Source organism: Pseudomonas soli, assembly GCF_021283165.2.
Taxonomy (GTDB): domain Bacteria; phylum Pseudomonadota; class Gammaproteobacteria; order Pseudomonadales; family Pseudomonadaceae; genus Aquipseudomonas; species Aquipseudomonas soli.
Genome location: NZ_CP128543.1, coordinates 3,774,489 through 3,795,394, shown reverse-complemented (window position 1 = coordinate 3,795,394; position 20,906 = coordinate 3,774,489). Strand labels below are relative to the sequence as shown.

General features: G+C 64.9%; 19 protein-coding genes and 1 tRNA gene. 5 read left to right on the top strand and 15 right to left on the bottom strand.

What is annotated here, in order from left to right; all coding sequences use genetic code 11:
- Positions 1-6: 6 nt before the first annotated feature.
- The 11 genes from LU688_RS17550 to LU688_RS17500 form a co-directional block, all read right to left on the bottom strand.
- Positions 7-1,116 (bottom strand): polysaccharide lyase, encoded by a 1,110-nt coding sequence (locus LU688_RS17550; protein WP_104445161.1) that lies wholly within the window; start codon positions 1,114-1,116, stop codon positions 7-9.
- Entirely contained in the window at positions 1,107-2,501 is a 1,395-nt protein-coding gene (locus tag LU688_RS17545; protein ID WP_038706392.1) for an alginate O-acetyltransferase AlgX-related protein, read from the bottom strand. Before LU688_RS17545 ends, LU688_RS17550 begins: the two co-directional genes overlap by 10 nt.
- A gap of 26 nt (positions 2,502-2,527) precedes the next feature.
- Positions 2,528-3,157, bottom strand: coding sequence for an alginate O-acetyltransferase AlgF (locus LU688_RS17540; protein WP_094011370.1), 630 nt, complete (start codon positions 3,155-3,157; stop codon positions 2,528-2,530).
- Positions 3,158-3,175: 18 nt separating this feature from the next.
- The gene (locus LU688_RS17535; RefSeq protein WP_177182913.1) at positions 3,176-4,270 is read right to left on the bottom strand and encodes an alginate O-acetyltransferase; all 1,095 of its coding nucleotides are present in this window, start codon (positions 4,268-4,270) and stop codon (positions 3,176-3,178) included.
- A 9-nt stretch (positions 4,271-4,279) separates the two neighbouring features.
- The gene (locus LU688_RS17530) at positions 4,280-5,707 is read right to left on the bottom strand and encodes an MBOAT family O-acyltransferase (protein WP_094011371.1); all 1,428 of its coding nucleotides are present in this window, start codon (positions 5,705-5,707) and stop codon (positions 4,280-4,282) included.
- A gap of 12 nt (positions 5,708-5,719) precedes the next feature.
- Positions 5,720-7,165 (bottom strand): alginate export family protein, encoded by a 1,446-nt coding sequence (locus tag LU688_RS17525; protein ID WP_094011372.1) that lies wholly within the window; start codon positions 7,163-7,165, stop codon positions 5,720-5,722.
- A complete protein-coding gene (locus LU688_RS17520) occupies positions 7,162-8,610 on the bottom strand; it encodes a tetratricopeptide repeat protein (RefSeq protein ID WP_094011373.1) in 1,449 nt (482 codons plus the stop codon). Before LU688_RS17520 ends, LU688_RS17525 begins: the two co-directional genes overlap by 4 nt.
- Positions 8,611-8,619: 9 nt before the next feature.
- Positions 8,620-9,771: a PilZ domain-containing protein gene (locus tag LU688_RS17515; RefSeq protein WP_094011374.1), complete on the bottom strand. Its 1,152-nt coding sequence runs from the start codon at positions 9,769-9,771 to the stop codon at positions 8,620-8,622.
- 16 nt (positions 9,772-9,787) lie between these two features.
- Positions 9,788-11,320 carry a glycosyltransferase gene (locus LU688_RS17510; RefSeq protein ID WP_023632349.1) on the bottom strand — a complete coding sequence of 511 codons (1,533 nt, stop codon included), beginning with the start codon at positions 11,318-11,320 and terminating at the stop codon, positions 9,788-9,790.
- Between the two features lie 54 nt (positions 11,321-11,374).
- Positions 11,375-12,676, bottom strand: a complete 1,302-nt coding sequence (locus LU688_RS17505) for a nucleotide sugar dehydrogenase (RefSeq protein ID WP_038706387.1) — start codon at positions 12,674-12,676, stop codon at positions 11,375-11,377.
- A 130-nt stretch (positions 12,677-12,806) separates the two neighbouring features.
- The gene (locus LU688_RS17500; RefSeq protein ID WP_143067548.1) at positions 12,807-13,148 is read right to left on the bottom strand and encodes a hypothetical protein; all 342 of its coding nucleotides are present in this window, start codon (positions 13,146-13,148) and stop codon (positions 12,807-12,809) included.
- Between the two features lie 144 nt (positions 13,149-13,292).
- Here LU688_RS17500 and LU688_RS17495 point away from each other — a divergent pair, with 144 nt between their 5' ends.
- From LU688_RS17495 to LU688_RS17475, 5 genes are all read left to right on the top strand, one after another.
- On the top strand, positions 13,293-13,682 hold the full coding sequence (locus LU688_RS17495; protein WP_023631420.1) for a helix-turn-helix domain-containing protein: 390 nt from the start codon (positions 13,293-13,295) through the stop codon (positions 13,680-13,682).
- Positions 13,683-13,907: 225 nt separating this feature from the next.
- A complete protein-coding gene (gene gacA, locus LU688_RS17490) occupies positions 13,908-14,546 on the top strand; it encodes a response regulator transcription factor GacA (RefSeq protein WP_023631421.1) in 639 nt (212 codons plus the stop codon).
- A gap of 9 nt (positions 14,547-14,555) precedes the next feature.
- The gene (uvrC, locus tag LU688_RS17485) at positions 14,556-16,379 is read left to right on the top strand and encodes an excinuclease ABC subunit UvrC (RefSeq protein ID WP_038706386.1); all 1,824 of its coding nucleotides are present in this window, start codon (positions 14,556-14,558) and stop codon (positions 16,377-16,379) included.
- 33 nt (positions 16,380-16,412) lie between these two features.
- Positions 16,413-16,973 (top strand): CDP-diacylglycerol--glycerol-3-phosphate 3-phosphatidyltransferase, encoded by a 561-nt coding sequence (pgsA, locus tag LU688_RS17480; RefSeq protein ID WP_038706385.1) that lies wholly within the window; start codon positions 16,413-16,415, stop codon positions 16,971-16,973.
- A gap of 64 nt (positions 16,974-17,037) precedes the next feature.
- Positions 17,038-17,113, top strand: a tRNA-Gly gene (locus LU688_RS17475).
- A gap of 266 nt (positions 17,114-17,379) precedes the next feature.
- Here the strand turns inward: LU688_RS17475 and LU688_RS17470 are convergent.
- The 4 genes from LU688_RS17470 to LU688_RS17455 form a co-directional block, all read right to left on the bottom strand.
- Positions 17,380-18,621 carry an MgtC/SapB family protein gene (locus tag LU688_RS17470; RefSeq protein ID WP_094011375.1) on the bottom strand — a complete coding sequence of 414 codons (1,242 nt, stop codon included), beginning with the start codon at positions 18,619-18,621 and terminating at the stop codon, positions 17,380-17,382.
- Positions 18,603-19,427, bottom strand: a complete 825-nt coding sequence (locus LU688_RS17465) for a helix-turn-helix domain-containing protein (RefSeq protein WP_094011376.1) — start codon at positions 19,425-19,427, stop codon at positions 18,603-18,605. Before LU688_RS17465 ends, LU688_RS17470 begins: the two co-directional genes overlap by 19 nt.
- A gap of 2 nt (positions 19,428-19,429) precedes the next feature.
- Positions 19,430-19,648 carry a hypothetical protein gene (locus LU688_RS17460; RefSeq protein WP_094011377.1) on the bottom strand — a complete coding sequence of 73 codons (219 nt, stop codon included), beginning with the start codon at positions 19,646-19,648 and terminating at the stop codon, positions 19,430-19,432.
- 71 nt (positions 19,649-19,719) lie between these two features.
- Complete coding sequence (locus tag LU688_RS17455) at positions 19,720-20,793, bottom strand: NAD(P)-dependent alcohol dehydrogenase (protein ID WP_094011378.1); 1,074 nt, start codon at positions 20,791-20,793, stop codon at positions 19,720-19,722.
- Positions 20,794-20,906: the final 113 nt, after the last annotated feature.

Genomic DNA, 20,906 nt, shown 5'->3' with positions numbered 1-20,906 from the left:
CCTTGATCAAGGCAGGGTGGGGTAGGCCGGCTTGAGCAGGCCACCGATCTGGCTGTAGTTGTCCACCTCGCCGTCCTCGCTGTCGTACAGCTGGCGGGCGAGGGCGTGCCCTGGCCGGCGGGCGAGGAACGGGATCAGCCAGGCCAGCTTGTACGGCGCGACTTCGGCCTGGCGCTGCCCTTTGAGCTCGGGCAGGGTGTCCGGGGCGAGCACGCTGCGGGCGGCGAAACTGGCCAGTTGGTCGAGGATGCGCTGGTCGTCGTCGCTCCAGGCCAGGCCATTGGCGCGCGCCGATTCGCTCAGCAGCACCAGCGGCACCAGGGCGTACTGGCTGTAGTTGGCAGCCAGCCTGCTGCGCGCCACCTCCAGCGGCAGGTAGGCCTGGTCGCCCCTGCGCACGGCCTGGGCCAGGCCCCGGCGCAGGTTGCCGTCGGCCCAGCGGATGAAATCGTCGCGGCCCACCAGCATGCCGGCGGCGGCCACCGCCCAGGCGGCCCAGTAGTCGTGGTTGTTGAAGTACACGGTGGTGGACTGGCGGCGCGGGTCGTACTCGCGCATCACCTGTTCGCCAAGCTGGCTGAACCAACGGTGTTGCACGGGAGTGAGGCGGACCTTGTCGTCGGCCGCCGCCTGGGTCAGCAGCACCGCGCCGGCCATGGCCGCCAGCGCCCACTTGCGCGCCGCCATGCCGGTGTTGCTGGCATCCGGATCGAGCAGGGCACCGGCTTGCGCCCAATGCTCCAGCCATTGCTCCTGGCAGGCCAGGGCCATGTTGGCCTCCTGGGGCTTCTTCGCCTTCTGGAAGCGCTTGCCGGCCTGGATCACGCCTGCGATGAACTGTTTGACCTGCCGGGCAATGCGCTCGCTGTCGGCGTCGGGCGTGGCGCGCAAGGTCGACTTGCTGGCGTCGCGTTGATCGTACTTGCTCTGCAGGTGCAGGCTGCCGGTATAGGGTGGTGGCGGTTGCTTGCTGCAGGTCAGGCTGTGGTAGTCGGCGATCAGGGCCGACTGCGCGGTGGCGCGGGCGGGCCAGATGGTTTGCGCAGCATGGCCGGGAAAGGGCAGCAGGGCGATTGCAAGCAGCAGGGGCAACCCTGGCAGCGTTTTCACAGGCACAGGCGCGTCTCCACATCGGTGGCGGCGCTGCCGGCCTTGGTTGGCTCGAGGAATACCGAGAGCAAGTTGGCGCCGGCGAACTCGGGCGCCCGGCTCAGCTCCAGGTAGTACTGGCCGCCACCGACCGCCGCCTCGCGACGGAACCACACCTTGTCGCGGGCGCCGTTGTCGTAATAGACGATGATGTAGAAATCCTTGACGTTCCTGTCGCTCAGGCGGATGTCGAGAAAGCCCTTGGACACCGCCTGCCGGGCACTGCCGGCATTGCTCAGCAGTTCGATACGCTCGCCGACCTGCAGTGCCGGCCGCTGCAGTTTCGTGCCCAGTAGCTCCCTGGACGTCTTGCAGCCACCGTGTATCGCCGGCACCAGTTGGCGATACATCAAGGGCGAGTCCAGGCGGTAGTTGGCCGGCAGTTCCCAGACGATCAGCTTGGGCGGCGCCTCGGGCTTGTAGTCGGCGGACAGCAGATATTCCAGGAGCGAGCCGTCCTCGCCCACGCCGGGCAGCGCGTAGTTGAGCACATCCGCCTGCAGGTACTGTTTCAGGTAACCGTCGAAGTTGAACTGCTTGCTCTCGTCCTCGCGGGCCGCGGCATTGCTGTCGCCGACCAGGATCACCTCGGGGTCGGGCGCTTCGTCGAACAACGCATCGCTGCTATCGGCCATTGGCACGGTCTGGTAGCCGCGTACGTACTGGAACCCGTAGTTGTTGCCGCAGATGTAGCTCAGGGCCAGGTTCAGCGTGCCGTCCTTGGGTACCATCACGCCGGGCTCGGTGCTGTAGCGTTTCTTGCTCAAGCCACTGTAGAACGGCTGGCGGCGGATCTCCTCGGCCATCAACCTGGCCGTGGCCTCGGCGCCGGCCGGGGTCCAGTGGTGGTCGCGGCGGAAGAAGTATTCGCCCTGAGGCGGCTGGCGCACCAGCTGCATCATCGGCGCCACCACCGCGCCGCCCTGGCGCAGTTGCCCCAGGTAGGTGTCGAGGTTGCGGCTGGCCCGCTCGAAGTCGAAACCATGCAACTGGTCGGCGTAGAGCTTGTCGCGGTGCATCAGGCCGCGGGTCGGCTGGACCGCCATGGCCACCTGGATGCCCTGGCGATGGAATGCGTCCATCAGCCGGGCGAACTCCGGGCGCATGGGCGCGGGAATGCCGAAGTCGTTGGTCAGGTCGACCATCGAGCGGAACAGCCAGCGCTCCTTGCCGGGGACGATCTGGCGCATCAGCTTCATGCGCCCTTCGGCATAGTGCTGCGGTTCGGCCAGGGCCGGGCAGACCATGCACTGCAGGTTCTCGCAGCCGGGCCGGGCGGGCTCGGCGGCCTGGCCGGGCAGGACCGTCAGCGCCAGGGTGGCCGCCAGGCCAAGGGGGAGGAAAGTGTTCATGGGCCAGTCATCCTTGCGGCGGTGTATCACTCGGTCGGGTCGATGCTGTTGGCCAGGCTCAGGCTGCGATTGCCTGGCAGCAGCACGTAGCTGTAGGAGCGGCCTTTCTTGAGAAACAACTCGTCGAAGCTGGCCACTTCCTGACCACCGACATAGGCGGCGAAGTCGATCTTGATTTCGTTGACCATGCGCGCGCCGGTCTGGCCCTTGGCCAGGGCCTTGACCACCTCGTGCTTGCCGTCGGCGGTGCGCAGCGTGGCCTGGGCCGGGGTCAGGTTGTAGAAGGCCACCTGGGCCTTCTTCGGCTCATTGACGTACTGGTCGGCGATCACTTGCAACTGCTTGCCGTCGTACACCACGGTGCTGGCGGCGTTGGCCGCCAGGGTCGGTTCGATGGCCGTGGCGCCGATGCCGATCCTGTGCACCCCGGCCGGCACGAAGCGGTAGCCGCTGAGCTGCCCCGGGGCGACTTTCTGCGGGTTGAGCTTGCCGCTGAGAGCCACGTCGATGCTGCGGTCGGACAGGTTGAGCACGCGCACGAAGGCCGAGTCGGCCGGGGCCACGGCGTCGTACAGGTCGGCATTGCCTTCGGCGGCCAGGAGGGAGTGGCTGGCGGCGGTCAGGGCCAGGGCGGTGAACAGGGGCGAAAGCTTCATCAGGTTCTCCTTGGGACGTCAGAAATGCGCGGGCTGGGCGTCGCGGGCAAGCGCGCCGGGGCGATGGGCAAGCAGGGTGCGCAGGGGAAACTCCCAGATCACGGTGTCGATCTGCGGGTTGTGCAACTGGTCGCTGGCGAGAAACTGGTTCATCGCCTCGAACGGCCCTCGGGCCTCCACGGCGACGGACAACAGGTCACGGTTGAGCGCTTCCTTGAGGAAACCGACGAAGTTCCAATCGTCGATCTTGCTGTAGCTGGTGCCCACCAGCAGCAGGCTCTGCGCCTGTTCGGCGAACAGTTCGTCGCTGCTCTGGGCGGCCTTGAGGGTCTCGTACAGTTCGATCGGATTGGCGCCGAACTGTGGCGCCAGGCGGGCATGGTCGAACTGCAGGTAGTTCATCAGGTCGCCCTTGACCGTCTTGTCGCCGGCCTTGTGCGAGACATACACCTGGTCACCGAGCAGGCGCGGGCGCTGGCGTGCCAGTTCATAGGCCGACAGCCGCGCGCCGTCCGGGCTCCAGTGGGTGTCGGACTTGAGGAACAGGCGCGGACCGGCCAGGTTGCGCAGATAGGCGTCACGCAGCGGCACCACATCCAGGCGGCGCAGTTGCAGGTCGGCGACGAAGCGGTCATAGAGGCTGGCCACCCGTGGGTCGAAGGCGCGCTCGGCATGGGTCGCATAGATATCCAGCTTCATCGGCAAGGGCAGCAGCACCAGGTGCTTGCCATGCTCGGCCAGTTGCTGCTCGACCTTGGCGATCTGCGCCAGCTGGCTCGCCAGGTTGGCGTCCAGGTCGTTGGGCACGCGGTACTCCTGGCTGGTGTAGAGCCAGCCGTCCTTGCCCAGCACCACGCCCTGGGTGCCCTCGCCGAACAGCTGGAAGCGTGCGTCGGCCCACAGCTGCACCGAGGGTTCGCGCAGGAACAAGCGCTTGTCGTAGATCTGCTCGAACTTGCGCAACAGCTTGCCGTCGACGAACAGGTTCCAGCTGTCGGTCTGGGCGCGGGCGAAGCTCAGCACAGGCGGCAGCGAATAGAAGAACATCGCCGCCAACGCCAGGGCGAAGATTACACCGTTGGCCTTGCTGGCCGTCTTCATCACCGGGTACACGGCACTCTCCTAGAACTGGAAATACAGGAACGGCGAAAACGAACTGGCCGCCAGGCTGCTCAGCGCCAGCAGGAAGCCCGCCCACAGCAGCAGGCTGTGCAGCACCCCGACATGACGCATGAAGTAGCCTTCCTGGTTGCCGGCGTAGAAGCGCACGTTGTTGATCCCGGCCAGGATCAGCCAGGCGACTGCCACCAGGGCGAAGGCCATGGCCATCTTCGAGGCGCCGAGCACGTACAGCTCCAGCGAGCCGAAGCCGTTCAGGCCCAGCAGCGCCCGGTAGATGTCGAGGCTGTGACGCAGGTCCATGGTGAAGAACAGCGGCATGCTCAGGATGATCAGCAGCGCGGTGCGCAGGTTGCGGCCCAGGCGGTACGGTGTGCTGACCTTGGTGGCCAGGCCGAACTTGCGCTCCAGCACCATGCCGATGCCGAAGAACAGCCCCCAGCAGATGAAGGCGAAACTCGCCCCGTGCCACAGGCCCGACAGCAGCATGGTCCACACCAGCGCCGGCAGGGCGCCGGCCACGCGCTTGCGCACCAGGGGCATGTAGACGTAGTCGCGCAGGAAATGCGCCAGGGTCATGTGCCAGCGCGACCAGAACTCGGTGATGCTTTGCGACACATAAGGCTGGTTGAAGTTTTCCGGGAAGCGGAACCCCATCATCAGCGCCAGGCCCAGGGCCATGTGGCTGTAGCCGGCGAAGTCGAAGTACAGCTGCAGGGTCGACACCACCAGGCCGAACCAGGCATCGCTGAACTGCAGGCTGCCTTCGCCGATGAACAGCACGTTGATCGGCGCCAGGCGGTCGGCAACCAGCACCTTCATGATGAAACCGAGCATGAACCGGCACACGCCCAGCGAGAACAGCTCCAGCGAGTGGCTGCGCTGGCGCAACTGCGGGGCCAGCTGGCTGTAGCGCAGGATCGGCCCCGCCACCAGGTGCGGGAACAGCGCGACGAAGGCGGCGAAGTCGATGAAGCTGCGCGTGGGCGTGGCGTCCTTGCGGTAGATGTCGACGATGTAGCTCAGCGCATGGAACACATAGAACGAGATGCCCAGCGGCAGGAAGATGTTCTCCAGGGTCCAGGTGTCGATGCCCAGCGGCGCCAGCAGCAGGGCCAGCATCTCGGCGCCGAAGTTGGCGTACTTGAAGTAGCCCAGCGTCGCCAGGTTGCCGGCCACGCCCAACCACAGCAGGCGCAGGGCCCACGGTTTGTCCGCGGCGTCCAGGCGTGCCTTGATGCCCAGGCCGAACGCGTAGTTCCAGGCGGTGATGGCGACGAACAGCAGCAGGAAGTCCGGGCGCCACCAGGCGTAGAACACGTAGCTGGCGGCAACGATCACCAGCGAGCGCCACCGCGGCCGGGCCAGGTAGTAGATAGCCAGGAACAGCGGCAGGTAGAGGAACAGGAATACGTTGGAGGCGAAGATCATGCTGGCCCGTCCTTAGTAGCTGATCACCACGCCGACACTCAACTGGTAGTCGTCACCGCTGTCCAGCGCGCTGCCTGCGTTGAGGTAGCTGGCGCTGACCAGGGTGTTGACGTCCAGGCGCTTGCCGTCGAGGGCTACCGGGAACATCTTCCAGTAGTAGTTGAGGTCGATCATCTGGCCGACGTTGTCGCCCTTGCCGTGCAGCCCGGCGTTCAGTTCGCTCTGGCGTCGGGCGCGGGCATCGGCGGCCATGCGGATCGGCAGCGCGCCGCCCTCGTCGCGCAGGTTGAGCTGGGTCACCCGCAGGTCCAGGGCGCTGCGCGCGGTGGGGCGGGTCTCCAGGGCGAAGCCGTAGTAGCTCAGGTTGCGCAGGTCGAGGGCGACGAACGCACTGGTCAGGCGCGTGCTGTACGAGCCCTGGCGGGTGATGCGGTCGGACTGGATCGGGTTGAGCCGGAAGCCGTCGTTGTCGTCGTCCGACTTGTCGGTCAGGCCGCCGCGCAATGCCAGGCGCGGGGTCCAGGGCAGCGTCTCGAAGCGCTTGCCGACCTCGCCCAGCGCCGCCCAGCCTTTGCTGGCGTGGCCGGTGCTGGTGACGCCGTTGCCGGCGGTGTTGTCCATCTTGCCGCCCAGGGCCGCCAGTTCCAGGTGGTAGTCGGTGGCCAGGGGCAGGTTGTCGCCCTTGAAGAACAGTCCGTAGCGCCAGCCCTTGAAGTCGTAGCGATCGTCGACGTCGTGGTCGCTGCGGTCGTTCTCCTGCATCAGGCGCACGCCGACCTGGTTGTTCGGGCTCCAGCGATAGGCGTACTGGCCCATCAGGTACAGCGTGCGCTCTTCGCTCGCGGCCAGCGAATTGACGTCGGTGTTGTAGTTGTGGAATTTCTGCCCGAGCGCGACGAATGCGTCGGAGAAGGTGTCCTGATAGTCGAAGCGCACCGACTCCAGGCTGTCGTCCCACCAGATGCCGTAGTCGTCGGCGAAACGTTGGCGGCCGAACGACAGCGAGAAGCGCGGGTCGTCGCCGATCAGGTTGCGTTTGACGTACAGCTCGCGCAGTTCGGCGTACCAGCCCTCGGGTTGTTCGCGGGCATTGTTGTTGGTCGACTCGTTGGCCAGGTTGCTCGACTGGCTGGAGTCGTAGTTCAGCCACAAGCGGCCATAGACCATCCACCTGGCCCAGCGTTTTTCCGGCGAGTACCAGGCGAACGACGGCTCGTAGCGCAGGCTGTAGAAACTCTCGCGGTCGCGGCCGACCTGGGAGTCCTGCGGCCCGTAGCCGGTCTGCAGGGTGAGCTTGTTGAAGAACTCCGAGGTGATCACCGGTTCGCTGCCGTCGACGGTCGCGACGCGCATCGGCGCGCTGCTGTCGGCGTCGGGGCCGGTGACTTCCTCGGCTGCCAGCACCGTCAGCGGCGCCAGGGCGAGCAGGGCGCCGAGCAGGGGTGGGTGCGCTTTCACAGGGTGGGCTCCTTCAACAGATCGTTGCGCACGGCCAGGGCGCGCTCGATGTCATCCTTGGGCAAGGTCTTGTCCAGCCGTTTGATCAGGCCACGGGCGCGGGTCTCGCCGAGGTCGAGGGCGATGCGGGCGTAGGTGTAGGCCTTGACCGGGTCGTGGCAGATGGCCCGGCCGCGCAGGTGCACGGTGGCCATGCGGTACCAGGCGGCAGTCGAGCCTTGCTCGGCCTGTTGCCGCCAGATGGCCAGGGCGCGCTCCTGGTCGGGCTGGTCGAGGCCGCCCTTGCTGTACAGGTCACCCAGCAGCAGGTGGGCGTCCGGGTAGTGGGCGGCGATCAGCTCGTCGATCAGTGCATGGGCCTTGTACGGGTCCAGGGTCAGCCAGTTATTGACCATGTAGAACTGGGCATCCAATACCTTGGCACGGGTCGGGTCCTTGGCCCTAACCTGGGTAATCAGCGCCTGGGCCTGCTCGGCGTTGTGCTCGGTGGGGTTGGAGATCATGAAGTTGGCCTTGGCCACCAGCGCCGGCAGGTAGCCACGGGCGACGGCGTTGTCCAGCCAGCGCTGGGCTTCGGCGATGCCGTCGGCGCGCAACTGGTCGTCGGCCTTGTCGCGGGCCAGTTGCTCGGCCGTCGGCTCGACCTTGGCGCCCATGGCGCGGCTCTGGCGCTGCTCGCGTTCGGCGTCCAGTTCGGCGCGGGTGGTGCCATGGATGCTGTCCAGCAGCGCGCCGATGCGCTGCACCACCTCCACCGGCAGGCTGGCCATCTCCGGCTCCAGGCTGCGGGCGAAGGCGAGGAAGGCCGGGTCCTGGCGCTCGCCGAGGAAGCGGTAGTAGCGCTCGATGCCGCGTGGGTCGATGCGTGCTGCCTGCTGGTACCAGCGCTCGGCTGCGGCGCGGTCGCCCTGGCGCTCGGCGACCACGGCGCGATACAGCTCAGGGCGGCAGTTGAGCAGGCAGCTCTGTTCGTACAGCGCCAACAGCTCGGCGGCGCGTTCGCCCGGGAACAGCTGCGGATAGACCAGGAATACCTCCAGGCTGGTGCTGGTGCTGCGCGGGTCACGGTCGTTGGGGTAGCGGGCCAGGGCCTGGCGCATCCACGCCTCGTGACTGCGCTGCAGGCGCGGGGTGCGGTCGAGCAGGCGCGCCAGCGAGGCCAGTGCCGGGATCTGGCCGTGGCCGTCGGCGAAGGCCTCCTGGTACAGGCTGACGATGTCCTGGCGGTTGGCACTGTCGCTGTTGGACAGCACATCGCCAAGCAGTTGCTTGGAGGCCAGGTCGCCACGCTCGGCGAGAGCGCGCAGGTCGCTCGTGACGTCGGCGCCCGGGTCCTTGTACAGCGCGTAGCGGATCTGCTCCAGGCTCTGCCCGGCCCAGCCACTGCCGGCGCAGACCAGGCCGAGGCCGGCCAGCAACAGGCGCGGGGCGTTCTTGGCGTTCATGACCTGCCCTCAGTTGCCGCTGCCGAAGGGCAGGCCCAGGTACAGGTCGACCGCCACGGCCTTCTGGTAGGCCGCCGCCGGCAGCGGGCTGTCCGGCTGGATGGTCAAGGCCAGGTTGTGGTTGAGCTCGTCGGAGCGGGCGTCCACCACCTTGCCGCTGAAGTGCTGGTCGAGGCCGAACACCTGCATGTTCACCGAGCGCACGCGGCTGACATCGGCGAGCTTGTCGAACGGCACGTTGGCGCGCACGAACATGGCCTCGCCCTTGGGCAGCAGGTGCATCATCGGCGCGGCCTTGTAGCCATAGCCGTCCAGCGGTTGCGACGGGTACCAGACCTGGCAGTCGCACGGGCTGTTGATCACCGTCTCGACGCTGGCGCGGCCCAGCAACGCCTGCAGGTCGCCCGGGGCAAGGTCGGCCAGGGCCTTCATGTCAGCCGGGCTGGTGAAGCTGGTGGCCAGCTGGGTGGAGATGTTCGCCAGTGGTTGGCCGGTTCGCACCTCGGTGGCGTCGGCCGGTAGCAGGTACTTCACGTAGCCGTTGTCCGGCATGCTGATGACCTGGGCGTTGCTCGCCACCGTGGCCTGCAGTGCCGGAATGCGGAAGAACAGCAGGTAGCCCTTGTAGCCGACGAAGCCCAGCGCGGCCAGGCCGGCAGCGGTGTACAGCGCGGTGCCGGCGATGGCCCTGAGCCGCTCGCCAGGCGTGCGCGCGCGGGCTAGCTGGTGCTTGCGCGCCTTGATGTAGTTTTCCCGCTGCATCACGTTGAACAGGCCGTTGATGTCGGCAACCTCACCCGACAGGTAGGCGCTGATCAGGTAGCGCAGGATGTCGCGCTTCTGCGCGTCGAGGTCGACGAACTGCGCGCCGACCTCCTTGCCGCGCTGGGAGACGATGCGCACCTTGCCTTCGATCGCCAGGTCGACCTGGTTCAGGCGCAGCTGGATCGAGGCGTCGTACAGCGCGCCGATGGTCAGCGGTGCTTCGTGCAGCAGGCCGATGCCGCCCAGCGAGATGTCGGCCAGGTCCGCCTCGAGCGGCTCGCGCCCGGCGCCGGCCAGGCGTACCCGGGCGTTCATGCGGGTGCGCACGTACTGACGCTCGTCGATGGCTTCGTGGACGATGTTGGCCGGGGCCGCGGGGGTATTGGAAGTACTCATGTGCAGGCGCCTTTCCTTAACGTTGCGTGAGTTCTAGAAGCACGGTGATGACCCCGAAGAAGATGGCGATCGAGGAGCACAGCATCGCCTTCGAGGACCAGCGGTTGAGGTTGGCGTCGAAGTCGACGCTGCCGGTGGCCAGGGTGGTCTTCTGCCGCGTCCAGCGTTGCTGGTCCATGTGGAACATCGCGTAGACCTTCATCAGCGAGCCGACGATCTGGTTGTAATAGAGAACGAAGGGGTACATCGGGCTGACAGGGTGCCCGGCGAAGATGAACAGCACGGTCACCAGGCTGCGCGAGATCAGCACCCAGAACAGGTACACCAGCAGGTACTGGATGCCGAACACCAGGCCGGCCACCACCGAAGCGGTCAGGCCCATCAGGCAGGTCCACATCGACACCCGCTGGTCGAGCAGCACGTACAGGGTGAACAGCCCCAGGCGCGTGCGACCGAGCAGGGCGGTGGCGCGGAAGTTCTGCCGCAGCGAGTTGCCGTACCAGCGGAACATCAGCTGGCGGGTGGCGACCCAGAAGCTGTCGCTGGGCGGGTGCTCGACGGTCAGGGTGTGGCTGTCGGGCACGTAGAAGGTGTCCCAGCCGGCGCGCATCAGGCTCAGCCAGCTGGACTTGTCGTCGCCGGTGAGGAACTGGAAGCGGCCCAGGCGCCAGTGCTCGAGGAAGTCCGCCTCGACATCGCGGATGAACGCCGGGTCGGTCATCACCCCGGCGCGGAAGAACGACAGCCGTCCGGTCAGGGTCAGTACCCGATGCGACAGGGCCATCGAGCACATGTTGATATGCCGCTGGACGAAACGCATCGAGTGCCATTGGCGCATCCAGCGGCTGCCCTCGACCTCGCAGAACTCGTTGGTGGTCAGGCCACCGACGTCGGGCAGCACGGCGAACAGCTTGACCGCCCGCTCGACGCAGCCGGGCAGCATCATGGTGTCGCCGTCGACCACGCCGACCACCGCATCTTCCAGCGGCATCTGCCGCGACAGGGCACGGAAGGCGTGGGCCAGGCCATCGCGTTTGCCGGTGCCGCGGGCGCGGACGATGACCAGGCGGATGTCGTCGCGGCCCTGCACCTCGTCGCGCATGATGTCCTTGATGAACTGCTCGTCACCTTTCTCGACGATCGAGGCGATCACCGTGCACGGCACCTTGAGTCGCTGCACTTCCTGGAATACCGACTGGTACACCTTGAAGGTGGTATGGGTGGGGATGCGAAAGCTCGTTACCACCATGAACATGTGCGATGGCAATGCCGCGTCGCCCAGGCGCTCGACCTGGCGGCGCAGGCGCGGGAAGCGCCAGTGCAGGAAGTACATGCCGCGTAGGTAGTGGACGATGGCATTGCCGTAGCGCCACATGCCCAGGATGCCGATGATGAAGATGAACTGGTGATGGCCTGGGTCCAGGTACTGCGGCGCGACCATCTGCGCGGCCAGCGCGATGAGCCCGGCGAGCATTGCCCAGGCACAGAAGGTGGCCGCTGCGCGCAGATAGCCCGGGGCCGCGAAAGGCCGCTGTCGTTGTCGTTCCATGGCGCTGTAGCTCCTTGGGTCGGGGCCCGCCGCAGGGGCGGGCATCGGCGTGCCTTACCAGCAGATGCCGTGGTGTTGGGCGTTGCTGCCGTCGGCCATGAAGCCGACCAGGTCGATCACCTGCTTGCCGGCGTCGAGCGCCTGCACGAAGCGTTCGTCGTTGTTGCCCAGCACGATCACCTCGGCTTCATCGATCACCTGTTGCAGGTCGCTGCGCAGCAGGGCGCTGACATGGGGGATCTGTTGCTCGATGTACTGGCGGTTGGCGCCGAACTGGCGTGCATGGTCGACGTTGGCGTCGAAGATCCGCAGTTCGTAGCCTTTTCCGATCAATTGTTCGGCCAGGGTCACCAGGGGGCTTTCGCGCAGATCGTCGCTGTTGGCCTTGAAGGCCAGGCCCAGCAGGGCGATACGGCGCTTGCCGGCCTGGGTCACCAGGTCGAGCGCGTTCGCCACCTGGTTGCGGTTGCTGGCCATGATCGAGCCGAGCAGCGGGTGCGCCACGTCAAGCTGGCTGGCACGATAGGTGAGGGCGCGGACGTCCTTGGGCAGGCACGAACCGCCAAAGGCGAAGCCCGGGCGCAAGTAGTAGCGCGACAGGTTGAGCTTGTAGTCCTGGCAGACCACGTCCATCACTTCGCGGCCATCGACCCCGGAGGCCTTGGCGATGTTGCCGATCTCGTTGGCGAAGCTGACCTTGGTGGCGTGCCAGACGTTGCAGGTGTACTTGATCAGCTCGGCGACCTCGATCGACTTGCGGATCACCGGCGCGTCCAGGCCTTGGTAGAGCGAGGCAAGCAGGTCGCCGGAACGGCTGTCGAGTTCGCCGATCACGGTCATGGCCGGGAAGTCGTAGTCCTGGATCGCCGTGCTCTCGCGCAGGAACTCCGGGTTGACCGCCACGCCGAAGTCGCGCCCGGCCTGCTTGCCCGAGGCCTGCTCGAGCAGCGGGATGACCACGTTCTTCACCGTGCCCGGCAGTACCGTGCTGCGCACCACCACGGTGTGGCGGCTGGCCTTGTCGCGCAGGGCCGCGCCGATCTCGCGGCACACCGCCTCCATGTACACCAGATCGAGGTCGCCATTGGCCTTGCTCGGCGTGCCGACGCACAGCAGCGACAGCTCGGTGGCGAGGATCGCCGCCTGCACATCGGTGGTACCACGCAGGCGCCCCTGACGCACGCCGTCGAGCAGCAGTTGCTCCAGGCCCGGCTCGACGATGGGCGAGCGACCCTGGTTGATCATGTCGATCTTCGCCTGGGCGACGTCCACTCCCAGAACCTGATGCCCACGCGCCGACAGGCAACCGGCGCAGACCGCCCCCACATAGCCAAGTCCGAAGATACTGATGTTCATAGGTCCCTCTCCCCAGGCGCGGCGCAATGCCGGCCGAGATACTCAGTTCAAGAAGTTATGCAAATGCCAGACGCGCAGGATCAAGCCGCGCTAGATAGGTAGCGGTTCAGGCTGTTTCGTGGTGGTCTTTTTACATCCTAAGGAGTTTTCTGATAGTGCGGCAAGCGTTGTTGGTTAGTTTGTTTGGAATTTTCTTAAAGTTTTCTTTGTTAGTTAAAAAATCCTTCAAAAACAATAATTTAAAGTTTGATGTAAGTTGGGCGTCAAAAAAATGATTATCTAATTGGTGTCGACATAATGGCGTCAAAACGGTGGTTTTCCGTGGTTCTTGCAGTGCCTTGTCCCGCACGGTTTCTGCAGGCCAATTAATGTCATTCAGGTTTTTTCGTGTTGTCCGCCATCGCCGGCAAACCCCTTGCGCGGGCGATGCAAAGCCTGCAGGCGACAGTGCTGAACCCACTGTGATCGCCATGTCATCTGTCCCCCTGATTCAGGGCGTGGCGCAATGATGGCTTGCAACGATTGGATCCAATTGGCATAGTGCCGGACGATTGTGCAGACATTCACTCGGGTGCGGGATGCACCCGTCTTCCATTCATGCAAAGGAGGCAAGCAGATGAACGGATTTGGTCCGCGACTCAGAGAAGAGCGCGAACGCCTGGGGCTGACCCAGCGCATTTTTGGCGATATCGGCGGTGTCGAGCCCAACGCCCAGGGCAAATACGAGAGCGGCGAACGCACGCCGCGCATGGACTACCTCGCGGCGGTCGCGAGCCGGGGCGTGGATGCGCTTTATGTGCTCAGCGGCGTGCACACCCCTGCGCCCCTGGACAGCCTGACCTCTGATGAGAACCGCCTGCTAGGCGCCTTTCGCCGCCTGCCGTCGGCCGACCAGGCTGCAGTGTGGCACCTGCTCAACCGTCTCGCGGGTGAAGAAAATGGCCATGAAGGGCTGCGCATGCGCCGGCCTGACCGGCAGGCATATTTCCATGATGCTTTGCGCTAGTGTCCTGTCTCGGAAATACGTTCTCTTTTGGCGAGTGGCTTGGGTGTTCGGCCAAGGCGCCGCGACGAGTCATAGCAGGGCTATGGCGAGGAGTGGCAACGCGGGCAGGGCGCCCAAGACGCCGCCAAAAGTGAACAGCTTATTTCCGAGACAGGACACTAGGTTCGTGGTGAAAAATTTTGTTAAGGTGGCGGGATCCAATCGCCCCACTAACGAGGTGTCTGCTTGATTAGGGTCCTGGTGGTCGACGATCACGATCTGGTGCGTACCGGCATCACACGCATGCTGGCCGACATCGACGGGCTGCAGGTGGTGGGGGAGGCGGACTCTGGCGAGTCCGCCCTCAAACTGGCCCGCGAGCTCAAGCCGGACGTGGTGCTGATGGACGTGAAGATGCCAGGGATCGGCGGCCTGGAGGCCACGCGCAAACTGCTGCGCAGTCACCCCGACACCAAGGTGGTCGCGGTGACCGTGTGCGAGGAAGATCCGTTTCCCACCCGCCTGTTGCAGGCGGGGGCTGCGGGCTACCTGACCAAGGGCGCCGGGCTCGACGAGATGGTCCAGGCCATCCGCCTGGCCTTCGCCGGCCAGCGCTACATCAGCCCGCAGATCGCCCAGCAGTTGGCGCTCAAGTCGTTCCAGCCCCAGGGGTCGCCGTTCGATGCGCTGTCCGAGCGGGAAATCCAGATTGCGCTGATGATCGTCGGCTGCCAGAAGGTGCAGATCATCTCTGACAAGTTGTGTCTGTCGCCCAAGACCGTCAATACTTACCGTTATCGAATCTTCGAAAAACTCTCGGTCACCAGCGACGTCGAACTGACCTTGCTGGCCGTCCGTCACGGTATGGTCGACGCAAGTCTTTAAGCACACCTCATGTCACAACCTTTTGATGCAAGTGCGTTCCTGGCGACCTGCAGCGGTCGCCCGGGCGTTTACCGGATGTTCGACGGCGAGGCCCGCCTGCTGTACGTGGGCAAGGCCAAGAACCTCAAGAAGCGCCTGGCCAGCTATTTTCGCAAGACCGGTCTTGCGCCGAAGACGGCTGCCCTGGTGGGACGTATCGCCCAGGTCGAGACCACCATCACCGCCAACGAAACCGAGGCGCTGCTGCTCGAGCAGACGCTGATCAAGGAATGGCGCCCGCCCTACAACATCCTGCTGCGCGACGATAAGTCCTACCCATACGTATTCCTGTCTGACGGGGAATTCCCACGCCTGGGTATCCATCGAGGCGCGAAGAAAGCCAAGGGCCGCTACTTCGGCCCGTACCCCAGCGCAGGTGCCATTCGCGAGAGCCTGAGCCTGCTGCAAAAGGCGTTCTCGGTGCGTCAGTGCGAAGACAGCTACTACGCCAACCGCACCCGCCCATGCCTGCAGTACCAGATCAAGCGCTGCAAGGGGCCGTGCGTGGGCCTGGTGACGCCCGAGGAATACGCCGAGGACGTGCGTCACTCGGTGATGTTCCTCGAGGGGCGCAGCCAGCAGCTGGGCAACGAGCTTAATGCCGAAATGGAAAAGGCCGCCATGGCCCTGAATTTCGAGAAGGCCGCCGAGCTGCGCGACCAGATCGCCCTGTTGCGCCGCGTTCAGGACCAGCAGTACATGGAAGGCGGCTCCGGTGATGTCGACGTAGTGGCGGCTTTCGTCAACCCGGGCGGTGCCTGCGTGCACCTGATCAGCGTGCGTGGCGGCCGGGTGCTGGGCAGCAAGAACTTCTTCCCCCAGGTGGGCATCGAGGAGGAGGTGGCCGAGGTCATGGCCGCGTTCCTTTCCCAGTACTACCTCGGCAACGCCGAGCGCGAGCTGCCGGGCGAGCTGATCGTCAACGTGGTGCATGAAGACTTCGCCGCCATCAGCGAGGCGGTGCAGACCCTGCGCGGCCGCGAGCTGAGCATCAGCCACCGGGTGCGCGGCACCCGGGCGCGCTGGCAGCAACTGGCGGTGACCAACGCCGAGCAGGCGCTCAATGCCCGCCTGGCCAACCGCCAGCACATGGCCGCCCGCTTCGAGGCGTTGGCCCAGGTGCTGGGCCTGGATGAAGTGCCGCAGCGCCTGGAGTGCTACGACATCAGTCACTCCAGCGGCGAGGCAACCGTGGCCAGCTGCGTGGTGTTCGGCCCGGAAGGCCCGCTCAAATCCGACTATCGCCGGTTCAACATCGAAGGCGTGACCGCCGGCGACGACTACGCCGCCATGCATCAGGCGCTGATGCGCCGTTATGGCCGGATCAAGGACGGTGAGGGCAAGCTGCCCGATGTGCTGCTGGTGGACGGCGGCAAGGGGCAGCTGAACATGGCCCGCGAGGTGATGCAGGAGCTCGGCCTTACCGATCTCACCCTGCTCGGCGTGGCCAAGGGCGTGACCCGCAAGGCCGGTTTCGAGACCCTCTACCTGAACGACGTGGCCCACGAGTTCACCCTCAAGGGCGACTCGCCGGCCCTGCACCTGATCCAGCAGATCCGCGATGAAGCCCACCGCTTCGCCATCACCGGCCATCGCGCCCGGCGCGGCAAGGCCCGGCGCACCTCGAGCCTGGAGGACGTCGCCGGGGTCGGGCCCAAGCGCCGCCGCGACTTGCTGAAACATTTCGGCGGCCTGCAGGAGCTCAACCGCGCCAGCGTCGACGAGATCGCCAAAGCTCCCGGCATCAGTAAAAAGCTTGCCGAGTCGATTTATGCCAGCCTGCATAGCGAGTAGAATGTCGGGTTCAACTCGCAGCCAGTCGTACCGATGAATATTCCAAACCTGCTCACCGTTCTACGCGTCCTGCTCATCCCGATCTTCATCCTGCTGTTCTATGTGCCCTATCACTGGAGCTACATGGCCGCCAGCACGGTGTTCGCCATCGCCGCCGCCACTGACTGGCTCGACGGCTACCTGGCGCGTCGGCTGCAGCAGAGCACCCCGTTCGGCGCCTTCCTCGACCCGGTGGCCGACAAATTGATGGTCGCCGTGGCCCTGGTGCTGCTGGTGCAGGTGCACGCCAACTTCTGGCTGACGCTGCCGGCGGCGGTGATCATCGGCCGCGAGATCGTGGTCTCGGCGCTGCGCGAGTGGATGGCCGAACTCGGCGCCCGCGCCCATGTGGCCGTGTCGAACCTGGGCAAGTGGAAGACCGCCGCGCAGATGCTGGCGCTGGTGATCCTGCTGGCCAACCCGCCGCTGCTGACCTTCTGGGTGGTGCTGGGCTACGGCTTGCTGCTGGTGGCGGCGGGGCTGACCCTGGTGTCGATGGTGCACTACTTGGTGGCCGCCTGGCCGCACCTGCGCGAAGGTTCGGAGCAGAAGTAAAAGTTTTTTTGAATCAAGGGGTTGACGCCGTTCTGTAAATCGCTAGAATGGCACCCATCACGACGCGGGAATAGCTCAGTTGGTAGAGCACGACCTTGCCAAGGTCGGGGTCGCGAGTTCGAGTCTCGTTTCCCGCTCCAAATATAGATTTACAGCGTTCCACCGAACTCTGTAAGTCGTTGTAAAAAAGGGCCTTAGGGCCCTTTTTTAGTTCCAGCGGAAATAACCGAACCCGGTATCTGGTCGGTTCAAGGTCAGGTTTGAGACCCTGGCTGGAGATGGCCCACCTGGTTAGGGTTGATGCTTCACATCATTGCGCAAGGTGGAAGCATCTGAAATTTGCGTTACGACAGGGCTGACAAGCACATGCGCATGTCGTTTGGTCCAGGTCCGCCGCTATTGGACATTACGCCAGTGTTCCCAGCCACATCGCCCCTAGAATGATGAGCTGCGCCGGCACCAGGTATCGCGCAAAAGCGTAGCCGCCATTGCTGAGCGCCAGCACGCATTTGCTTAGTGTGTTCCCCGTCAGAGCCATCATGCCCGGCACCATCAGCTCAGTCATCTGCAGCCGACCCGCAACCACCAGCGAGGCTGCCGACGCCGTTGCCGCGTGGGCATCGCCCAGGCCGCTGACGAATGCTGCGATACTGGCCCCGTTGTGTCCCAGATGTTCGAGCAGAAACGCTGAGAGCAGTGCGATACCGGTCAGGGCCAGGGTGATTACGAGGGCTGTCCACAGGTTGAAGGCACCTGCGCCGAGGTGCGCGGTAGAATTGCTCGGTGCCGCGCGCCAAGGCGCGAGCAGCAACATGCCATAGATCGCGGTGACCAGCGCGCCGAGGCCGACCGCGGGCAGGAAAGGACCGAGCAGGTGGCGGTCGATGATGCTCAGCACCAAGGCGAACTGGGTGATGGTCGCCAAGTTGGACAATACCGCCGCCGCCGCGTAGGAGCGCGCCGCGGTAGGTTGTCGACTGGCGTCATGGGCTAGCAGGGCAATGGTCGCCGAACCGGAAGCAAAGCCTGAAGCGATGGCACTCAACGGCAGCCCATAGCGCGGGCCCACCAGGCGCATGGCGATATGACCTAACGCCGCCACTGTCATCAGCAGAACGACCAAGGTGCAAATAGTGCGTGGGTTGAGCACGCTGTAGGGGCCCAGGAACCGGTCCGGTGTCAGTGGCAATACCACCAGGGCCACCGTGAGCAACGTCAAGCCATCGCGCAGTTCCTGCTCGCTCAGTCGCTGCAGCACGAAATGATGCAGCTCGCGGCGCAAGGCCAGCAACACGGTCGAGACCACACCTGCGGCAGCGGCAAGCTCAGGCTCGGCAACGCTCAGCGCGCCCAGGACAAGTACCAGTAGAAGAGCGATCTCGCCTGTCACATCTGGTGCCTTCCCAGGCGAGTAGCGGTATTGCAGGCAAAGCAGCAGTATCAGGCCCAGGCTTGCTGTCCCGACCAGCACCGGTCCTGCCAGCAGCATGCTGACATAGCCCAGCAGGGCGGTGATGGCGAACGTCCTCAGCCCGGCGGCGGCAGGTACCTCGTCGCGGCGTTTCTTGCGTTCGCGCTCAAGGCCAACCAGCATGCCGATGCCCAGCGCGACTGCGCCGTGGCCAACACTCAGTGTGTCGACGAGCATGGCGCCTTGGGGCTTTGCTTGCGCTCATTGTCAGGGTCGCCTTGCTCGATCGCCATCAAGGCTGACATGTCGTGGATCTCCACCAGCCTGCCGCGCAGGCTGACAATGCCTTGCGCACGCAGGCGGGCGACCGAACGGCATACGGTCTCCAGGCGCAGGCCCAAGTACGATGCCATGTCCTCGCGCGACATACGTAACATGAAGCCATGGGCGGAATAGCCGCGGTTGACGAAGCGTTTGGACAGCCCGATCAGAAAACTGGCCAGGCGCTGCTCGGCGGTGAGGTTGCACAGCATCAACACACGCTCTTGCTCGCGCACTATCTCCCGGCTCATCAAGCGGTTCAGGCTCTGCTGCAATACCGGGAAGTCACGTGCCAGCGTTTGCAGGCGATGATAGGGCACTGGGCAGACTTCGCTGTCTTCCAGGGCAATCGCGTCGCAGACATGGTGGTCGGTGGCGATGGCGTCGAGGCCGAGCACGTCACCCGGCATCCAGAAGTTGATCACTACCCCCTGGCCTTCGGCGCTGTTGAGGCTGCTCTTGAAGCTGCCACAGCGCACGGCATAGAGCATCGTCAAGGGTGCATTGGCGTTGAACAGCGCAGCGCCTTTGCGAATGCGTAGGCGTGGCCCGATCAACGCGCCCAGGCAGCGTTTGTCATCCAGCGGCAGACCGGTGGGCAGGCACAAGCCGCTGACCCGACAATCGCGACAGAGCGTTACCAGCGGTTTCAGGTGAACCGGTGGCGGCGTGTACGGCGCAGCGGGCTGTTCGAGCAGCGAGACCTTCAGTTGGCCCGACATGTTCAGGCCTCCCTCGTGCAAGGCACATCCGCCCGAGCCGTCACGCCTGGACGGGGCGACCAACCCGCCAGCATGTCCAGCGAATGGGGCGCGTTGAGGCGGGCGTTGAGCCGCGCTACAAACTGTTGGGCTTCAACGGCCGTGTTGAAACTCACTCGCCAGTCGTCCATGCGAACCCAGCAGCGGTTGTGTTCGGTGTGGTTCTCGACGTAGACATTCATGGGGCCTCCAGAGCCTGCATGGGCAAGACAACTGCGGGACTAAAGGCCTCCGTGCCTGCATAGCACTTGGGTCAAGGCGTTATTGCCACTTTCATCACGCCATTGCGCTGGTGGGCGAACAGTTCATACGCGGCCTCGATGTCATCAAGGCGCATGCGGTGCGTGACCAGCGGCGAAACATCGACCCGGCCACTGGCTACAACTTGCATCAACCGACGCATGCGTTCCTTGCCACCAGGGCACAGGCTGGTGATGATGCGGTAGTCACCCAGACCAGCGGCATACGGGCCCAGTGGGATGTGCAGGTCGGCGCTGTACACGCCGAGGCTGGACAAGGTGCCGCCCGGCCGCAGCACCCGCAGCGCAGCCTCGAACGTGGCTTGCGTGCCCAGCGCCTCTATCGCCACGTCCACCCCGCGCCCGGCGGTGAGCGCCATGATCTGCTCGACCACATTGCCCTGCGTGAAATCGACGATGTGGTCGGCACCCATGCGGCGAGCGACACTGACCCGCTCGGCCACGGCATCGACACCAATGATGGTGGACGCGCCGAGCAGCCGGGCCCCAGCGACCGCGCACAAGCCGATCGGCCCCAGAGCGAACACGGCTACTGTGTCGCCCAGGATGACGCCCCCGCGTTCGGCCCCTGAAAAGCCGGTAGACATGATATCCGGGCACATCAGTACCTGCTCGTCGCTCAACTGATCGGGAATCGGCGAGAGGTTGACCATGGCATCCGGTACTCGCACGTATTCGGCCTGGCAGCCATCGATGATGTTGCCGAACTTCCAGCCGCCAATGGCCTTGAAGCCATGCGCGGTGCCAACGCCGTCTTGGGCGCTGCACCCACACAGGCAGGCGTTGCTATGGCCACTGGGGGTGATGGCGCCGGCAATGACGCGCTGGCCCTCATGCAAACCTTGCACCTGAGCGCCGAGTTTCTCGATCACGCCGACTGGCTCATGGCCGACGATGAGCCCCTTGGCCACCGGGTATTCACCGCGCAGGATATGCACGTCTGTGCCGCAGATGGTGGTGGTAGTGATGCGTAACAAGGCGTCCAGCGGGCCGATGTCGGGTATGGGCTTTTCCTCCACCACGATACGGTTCTTTTCGACAAACACCGCTGCTTTCATGAGGGCCATGGCACGCCTCCGGGGTGGTGGTTGTTGTGGCTAGGGGAGTAGCGTGCGCCCGGCAATCGGCGAAACATTGATCCTCGTCAAGGTTGTGTGCTGCGAGACATGCCGTCGGTCCG